The sequence below is a fragment of the Kitasatospora nipponensis genome (assembly GCF_039528135.1).
Lineage (GTDB): Bacteria > Actinomycetota > Actinomycetes > Streptomycetales > Streptomycetaceae > Kitasatospora > Kitasatospora nipponensis.
Genome location: NZ_BAAALF010000278.1, coordinates 1 through 7,696 on the forward strand (window position 1 = coordinate 1; position 7,696 = coordinate 7,696).

General features: G+C 75.5%; 4 protein-coding genes and 1 pseudogene. All 5 read left to right on the forward strand.

Annotated features, from left to right (window positions below; translation table 11 throughout):
* A pseudogene (locus tag ABD323_RS38065) lies at positions 1-630 on the forward strand (hypothetical protein); the annotation flags it as partial.
* Between the two features lie 16 nt (positions 631-646).
* Entirely contained in the window at positions 647-1,810 is a 1,164-nt protein-coding gene (locus ABD323_RS38070) for a protein kinase family protein (RefSeq protein ID WP_344446681.1), read from the forward strand.
* Between the two features lie 167 nt (positions 1,811-1,977).
* On the forward strand, positions 1,978-3,852 hold the full coding sequence (locus ABD323_RS38075) for a serine/threonine-protein kinase (RefSeq protein WP_344446682.1): 1,875 nt from the start codon (positions 1,978-1,980) through the stop codon (positions 3,850-3,852).
* A gap of 84 nt (positions 3,853-3,936) precedes the next feature.
* Entirely contained in the window at positions 3,937-5,556 is a 1,620-nt protein-coding gene (locus ABD323_RS38080) for a succinic semialdehyde dehydrogenase (RefSeq protein ID WP_344446683.1), read from the forward strand.
* 17 nt (positions 5,557-5,573) lie between these two features.
* On the forward strand, positions 5,574-7,391 hold the full coding sequence (locus tag ABD323_RS38085; protein WP_344446684.1) for a GMC oxidoreductase: 1,818 nt from the start codon (positions 5,574-5,576) through the stop codon (positions 7,389-7,391).
* Positions 7,392-7,696: the final 305 nt, after the last annotated feature.

Here is a 7,696-nt window from a genome sequence, read left to right on the forward strand (position 1 = left end):
GCCGCCTCGCCCCCCGCCGCACCGGGCGGTGCCGGTGCGTCCGCCGGCGGTACGTCCGGTGGCTCGTCCACCGCCTCGACGGCCGCCTCGCCCGGCGCGGGCTCCCCGGCCCCCGCCGCCGGCACGCCGAGCGGCGGGCCCGGGTCGGCCGCGAGCCCGCCCGCCGCCAGCCCCTCCGGTGCCCCCGTGCCGGAGGGCTACCAGCTGTACAAGGACTCGTCCGGCTTCTCCATCGTGCTCCCGCAGTGGCTGGCCTACGACAGCCAGGCCTCCAAGACCGGCAGCCACGTCTTCAGCGGCAACGGCCTGAACCTGCAGGTGGACTGGACCACGGAGCCCGGGCCGAGCGCGGTCGGTGCCTGGCGCACCGAGGAGCAGTCGGTCGCCCCCACGCTGACCAACTACCAGCGGATCCAGCTCCAGCAGATCAGCTACCGGCAGTGGAGCAACGCCGCCGACTGGGAGTGGACCTTCGGCGCCGACACCCGCAAGCGCTCGCTCAACAGGGGATTCGTCACCGGCAAGTACGGTTATGCCCTCTATTGGACGGCGAACGCCGCAGACTGGGACTCGGCCACCATCAGCACGGCCCGGCAGACCGGCTTCGACACCTTCCAGCCGGCGTCCTGAGCGAGAGGGGACGGCCATGCGAGCTGGCCCTGGCCAGACGGTGGCCGGTCGGTACCTGGTGACGGACCGCCCGGAGCCGGCCGATCCGCTCGGCACCCGCCGCCTCGCGGTGGACGGGCGCACCGGCACCCGGGTGCAGCTGGAGGCGCTGGAGCTGCCGGAACTGCTGGTGCCCGAACTCGCCGGCAGCGCCGACTTCGAGAGCAGCCGCTGGCTGGATCCGGCCGGGGTGCTGGCCGAGGTCGCCACGGTGATCGCCGACAGCCCGCCGCACGCCCGGCTGCGGCAGTCCTTCGACGTCGCCGCCGAGGCGGGCCTGATCTGGGTGGTCGAGGAGGAACCGACCGACTCCGCGCTGCCGGCGCTGCTGGCGGACGGCCCGCTGCCGCCGTACCGGGCGGCGGAGGTGGCCGCCGACCTGGCCCGGGCGCTGCAGGCCGTGCACGCCGGCGGGCGGGCGCACGGCAACCTCGTCGCCCGGCAGGTGACGCTCGGTGAGGACGGCGCGGCGCTGCTCGGCGGTCAGGCGATCGGCGCGGCCGAGGAGGCACTGGCACGGGTGCTGGGTGGCGCGGACGGGCGGCGCTGGGCCCAGGCGCGGGCCGGACTGGTGGGTGCCTGCGCCGAGCGCTGGCCGCCCGAGCTGCTGGCCGAGGCGGGGGAGGGCGGCGGCGCGGGCGCCCGCCCGGCCCCGGCCTTCGGCCCGGCGGGGGACAGCTGGGCGCTGGGGGTGCTGCTGCAGCGGATGCTGACCGGTCAGGGCCCCTTCCCCGAGCAGAGTCCGATCGCGCTCTTCGCCGCCGTGCGGGCCGCCCGCCGCACCGGCGCCGAGGGCTGCGGAGTGCTGCGCCCGCTGGTGGAGCGGCTGCTGGCGCCGGCGCCCGCCGACCGGCCGACCGCGGCCGAGGCCCGCGGGTGGCTCGGCGGCCTGCTGGTCGGCGTCCCCGAGCCGTACCGCGCCGCGCCCGCGGAACCGGCGGTGCTGCCGGTGCTGCGGCCCTCCTGGCCGCTGGTGCGGCGCCCGCGCGGGGAGCGGGCGGCGCCGGTCACGGAGCACGCCCGGCACGCCCGGACCCGCGGGGGCGGCCGGCGCGCGACGCTGCTCCCGGTGCTGCTGGTGGGCGGTGTCCTGGGGGCGATGGTGCTCGCGATGGCGGCGGTCGTGCTGCTCGCGGGCTGACGGCTCGTGCGCTGACGGCCCGCCCGGCCGAAGGGCGGGACGTCACAGCAGGGTCACGTGGCCGGGTCGCGATGTCGGTGCTTGCCAGGGGCGCCTAGGCTGTGGCACGGAACATTGTCCGAGCGGTGATCAGTTGTGTGGTGCACCGAAGAGGGGGAGCGGTCGCCATGGGTGGACAGGAGCAGGCCGAGGCCACGGCCGAGCCGGTCGTACCGCCGCAGCGCACCGATCACGCGCCCGGTAACGGCACACCGGCCAGACGCATGCTGGCGGAGCGTTACGAGCTCGGGGACCGGCTCGGCCGCGGCGGCATGGGCACCGTCTGGCGGGCCCGTGACCTGATGCTGGACCGCGAGGTGGCGGTCAAGGAGCTGACGGTCAACCACCTGCCGGAGGAGGACCTGGCCATCCTCCAGTCCCGGATGAAGCAGGAGGCCCGGGCCGCGGCCCGGATCAAGCACCCCGGTGTGATCACCATCCACGACGTGCTGGAGCAGGACGGCCGCCCGTGGATCGTCATGGAGCTGATAGACGGCCGCTCGCTGGCCGACGTGATCGCCCAGGACGGCACGCTCGCCCCGCGCGAGGCGGCCGAGGTCGGCGCCCAGGTGCTGGCCGCGCTGCACCGCGGCCACCAGCTCGGCGTACTGCACCGGGACGTCAAGCCGGCCAACGTGCTGCTGGAGCACGGCACCGGGCGGGCCGTGCTGCTGGACTTCGGGATCGCCAAGTTCGAGGGCGGCTCCGAGCTGACCCGCCCCGGTGACCTGGTCGGCTCGCCCGACTACCTGGCGCCCGAGCGCGCGCACGGCGAGCGGCCCGGTCCGGCCTCCGACCTGTGGGGCCTGGGCGCCACGCTCTTCGCGGCCGTCGAGGGGCAGTCCCCCTTCCGCCGCGACTCCCCGCTGAACACGCTGGCCGCGGTGGTCGCCGACCCGCTGCCGCCCTCGCCCAAGGCCGGCCCGCTGGGCCCGGTGCTGGCCGCGCTGCTGGAGAAGGACGCGGCCGACCGGCCGAGCGCCGACGAGGCGCAGCGGATGCTGCGCGAGGTGACCTCCGGGCACACGCTGGGGATCGCCCCGCTGCCGCGCGTCGAGCAGCGGGTGCCGACCCAGCTGGTGCCGGTGGTGGACCGCCGGCCGGCCGAGGCGGCGGACGCGCCGGTGGCCGCCGAGGTGCCGCAGCGCGAGGCGACGGCGCCCACCGGGGCGGGCGGGGCGGACGGTGAGCAGGTCACGGCCGGCTCACCGGCGCACACCCGGACCCGGGCCGACGCCCACGCGCCGACCCGGCCCCACGCCCAGGCCCCGGCCCGCTCCCACGCACCCGCGCACTCCCCGGCCCACTCCCCGGCCCCGGTCGGTCCGACCGCGGCCGCCCGCCGGCGTCGCAGCGGCCTGCGGGTCGCGCTGGACGGGCTGCTGGCGCCCGAGCTGAGCGGCGCGGTGGCCTTCGCGGTGGTCCGCTTCGGCGGGGCCGGCGACCACGCGGTGGCCGATCCGGGCTCCTCGGCGAGCACCCCCGGCGCGCCGCTGACCGACGAGCCGACCGGCGCCCCGGTGACCGCGGGCCCCCCGCCGAGCGGCTACCGCTGGCAGAGCGACGAGCTGGGCTTCCGCTTCCCGCTGCCGGTCGACGGCGGCACCTGGACGCGCACCACCAACCCCACCGGCAACGTCTACTACAGCCCGGACGGCCAGCGGCACCTGATCCAGTTCGCGGTGGCGGTCGGCCAGCCGCTGTCCCCGCTGCAGCACCTGACCGAGATGGCGGGCCAGCTGGCGAAGGGGCAGAAGGACTACCGCACCGAGAGCCTGAGCCAGGCCAAGGTGCACGGCCTGGAGGCGGCCCGCTGGGTGTTCAGCTACACCAACGTCGCCGGCAGCAACGCCGGACCGCGCTGGGCGATCGAGGAGGAGTACATGGACGCGGACGGCACGTCCTACTCCATGCTGGTCTCCGGTCCCGCGGGCGAGGTCGACAAGACCCTCACCGAGCAGCGCTTCACCATCCTGCTCAACTACTTCAGCGCCACCAACTGACGGTGGCCGGGCGGCGTCGAACCGTGCGCCTTTTGTAGTTACCCACGGGTACCGGAGTGGCCCGCGAGCGCCTAGGCTGCGCCCATGACGGACATCTCGGCAGACAGCCGCGGCACCGCCCGCAACCCCGTGGCCCCGGGCGCCGGCCGTACGGTCGCCTCGGCGGTTCCCCAGTCCCTGATCGCCCGACTGGCCCGCCAGGTCGCGGCCGCGGACGACGCGCCCGGCGTCGACACCGTCGCGCCGCTGACCGGCGAGCGTCTCGCCACCCTGCCGCAGTCCTCCGCCGAGGACGTCCGCGACGCCTTCGAGCGTGCCCGGGCGGCCCAGCGGGAGTGGGCCGCGCTGCCGATCGGCCGCCGGGCGGCGGTGCTGCTGCGCTTCCACGACCTGCTGCTCCGGCGCCAGGACGAGGTGCTCGACCTGATCCAGGCGGAGACCGGCAAGGCCCGGCTGCACGCCTTCGAGGAGGTCATGGGCGCGGCCCTGGCCGCCCGGCACTACGGCCGCGGTGCCGGCGGCTACCTGCGCGACCGCCGCCGCGGTGGCGCGCTGCCGCTGCTCACCCACACGGTGGAGGGTCGCCGCCCCAAGGGCGTGATCGGCCAGATCTCCCCGTGGAACTACCCCCTGGAGCTCTCGGTCAGCGACGCGCTGCCGGCGTTCGTGGCGGGCAACGCGGTGGTCAACAAGCCCGACACGCAGACCGCGCTCACCGCGCTGTGGGCCCGCGAGCTGCTGATCGAGGCCGGCCTGCCGGCCGACCTGTGGCAGATCGTGCTCGGCGAGGGCCCGGTGGTGGGCCCGCTGGTGGTCGAGCACGCGGACTACGTCTCGTTCACCGGCTCCACCCGCACCGGGCGCGACGTGGCCCAGCGGGCCGCCGCCCGGCTGGTCGGCGCCTCGCTGGAGCTCGGTGGCAAGAACGCCCTGCTGGTGCTCGCGGACGCGGACCTGCACAAGGCCGCCGAGGGCGCGGTGCGGGCCTGCTTCTCCTCCGCGGGCCAGCTGTGCATCTCGATCGAGCGGATCTTCGTGCACCGCTCGGTGGCCGACGCGTTCCTGACCGCCTTCGCCGAGCGGACCTCGGCGCTGCGCCTGGGCGGCTCGCTGGGCTACGGCGCCGACATGGGCTCGCTGGTCTCCGAGCGCCAGCTGGAGAACGTCACCCGGCACGTGGACGAGGCCGTCAAGGCCGGTGCCACCGTGCTGGCCGGCGGGCGGGCCCGCCCCGACCTCGGCCCGCTCTTCTACGAGCCGACCGTGCTGGACGGCGTCACCCCCGACATGGCGGTCTGCACCGAGGAGACCTTCGGTCCGGTGGTCTCCGTCTACCGCTTCGACACCGAGGAGGAGGCCGTGGCTGCGGCCAACTCCACGCCGTACGGGCTCAATTCGAGCATCTGGACGCGCGACGCCCGGCGCGGCCGGGCGCTGGCGGCCCGGCTGCGCACCGGCACCGTCAACGTCAACGAGGCCTACGCGGCGGCCTACGGCTCGGTCGCCTCGCCGATGGGCGGCATGGGCCAGTCCGGACTCGGTCGCCGGCACGGCGCCGAGGGCATCCTGCGCTTCACCGAGGCGCAGACCATCGCCACCCAGCGGCTGCTGCCGATCGCGCCGGCGCTGGGGCTGGACGACGAGAAGTTCGCCGCCCTGCTCACCCGGGGCCTGCGCGCGCTGAAGGCGGTGGGTCTCAAGTGAGCGAGGAGCAGGGGCAGATGGCAGCGGCAGGGGATGCGGCAGGGGCAGCGGCGGACGGCTTCGACTACGACGTGATCGTGGTCGGTTCGGGCTTCGGCGGGTCGGTCTCGGCCCTGCGGCTGACCGAGAAGGGCTACCGGGTGGCGGTGCTGGAGGCCGGCCGGCGCTTCACCCGCGAGGAACTGCCGAAGAACTCCTGGGACGTGCGGAACTACCTGTGGGCGCCGGGCCTGGGGCTCTACGGCATCCAGCGGATCCACCTGCTGGCCAACGTGGTGGTGCTCGGCGGCGCCGGGGTCGGCGGTGGCTCGCTCAACTACGCCAACACCCTGTACGTGCCGCCCAAGGCGTTCTTCGAGGACCGCCAGTGGCAGCACATCACCGACTGGCAGGAGGAGTTGGCCCCCTTCTACGACCAGGCGCAGCGGATGCTGGGCGTGCGGACCAACCCCACCACCACCCCCTCGGACGTCCACCTCAAGGACGCCGCCGAGGCGATGGGCGTGGGCGACACCTTCCACCTCGCGCCGGTCGGGGTCTTCTTCGGCGACGGCAAGGACGCCGAGGGGACGGCCAAGGCGGCCCCCGGCGACCAGGTCGAGGACCCGTACTTCGGCGGTGCCGGCCCGGCCCGGCGGGCCTGCACCGAGTGCGGCGAGTGCATGACGGGCTGCCGGCACGGCGCCAAGAACACCCTGACCGAGAACTACCTCTACCTGGCCGAGGCGGGCGGCGCCGAGATCCACCCGCTCACCACGGTGGCCCGGATCCGCGAGTGCGCCGACGCCGAGGGCAACCCGGGTTACGCGGTGGACGTGCGCCGCACCAACGCCCGCGGCGGTGCGGCCCGGCGGGCCGGCGCGCGCACCCTGACGGCGGCCAGGGTGGTGGTCGCGGCCGGCACCTACGGCACCCAGACGCTGCTGCACACGATGCGCGACGAGGGCCGGCTGCCGCGGATCTCGGCCCGGCTGGGCGAGCTGACCCGCACCAACTCCGAGGCGCTGGTGGGCGCGCAGACCACACCGCGGCGCTACGGCGGCCCGGTGGACTTCACCAAGGGGGTGGCGATCACCTCCTCGATCCACCCGGACGAGAACACCCACATCGAGCCGGTCCGCTACGGGCGGGGCTCCAACGCGATGGGCTTCCTGTCGATCATGCAGGTCCCCGGCGGCGGGCGCGGACCGCGCTGGCTGCGGGCCGGCGCCACCGCCCTCAAGCACCCCACCGTCTTCGCCCGCTCGCTGAGCAACCGCAAGTGGTCGGAGCGGACCATCATCGGCCTGGTGATGCAGTCGCTGGACAACTCGATCACCGTCTCGCTCAAGCGCAAGGGGCTCGGCAAGGGCTCGCTGACCTCCCGGCAGGGGCACGGCGCGCCGAACCCGACCTGGATCCCGGCCGCCGAGCAGGCCGCCCAGGCGCTGGCCGCCGAGATCAACGGGTTCGCCGGCAGCACCGTCGGCGAGGTCTTCGACATCCCGCTGACCGCGCACTTCATCGGCGGCTGCCCGATCGGCGACAGCGCCGAGCACGGTGTGGTCGACCCCTACCAGCGGCTCTACGGCTACCCGGGGATCAGCGTGGTGGACGGCTCCACCATCTCCGCCAACCTCGGCGTCAACCCCTCGCTGACGATCACCGCGCAGGCCGAGCGGGCCATGTCGATGTGGCCCAACAAGGGCGAGAGCGACCCGCGCCCGGCCCAGGGCGAGGCGTACCGGCGGGTGGCGGCCGTGCCGCCGGCGCGTGCGGCGGTGCCGGCGACGGCGTTCGCCGCGCTGCGGCTGCCGCTGCTCGCGGTCCCCGAGGTGCCGAAGAGGAAGGGCTGACGGCAGCGCCGGCGGCTGTTACACGGGGACCGACGGGGACTGTTACAGAGTCGGCCGCCGGGTGTTACCCGCCCGGCGGCCGGCCGCGCGGTGGGCTTCCTACGGTGGGCGCAGCCGACCCCGGCCCGTCGGACCGGGGCGCACCACCACGGAGGTTCTCCCATGTCAGGTACCCGTACGCTGCGCCGCGCCGTGCGTCTGTCGCTGCTGTCGGCCGGTGTCGCCCTCGCGCTGGCCGGTCCGGCCGGCGCCACCTTCGCCGACGAGCCCAGCGCCACGCCGAGCGCCGCGCCCAGCGTGGCGGC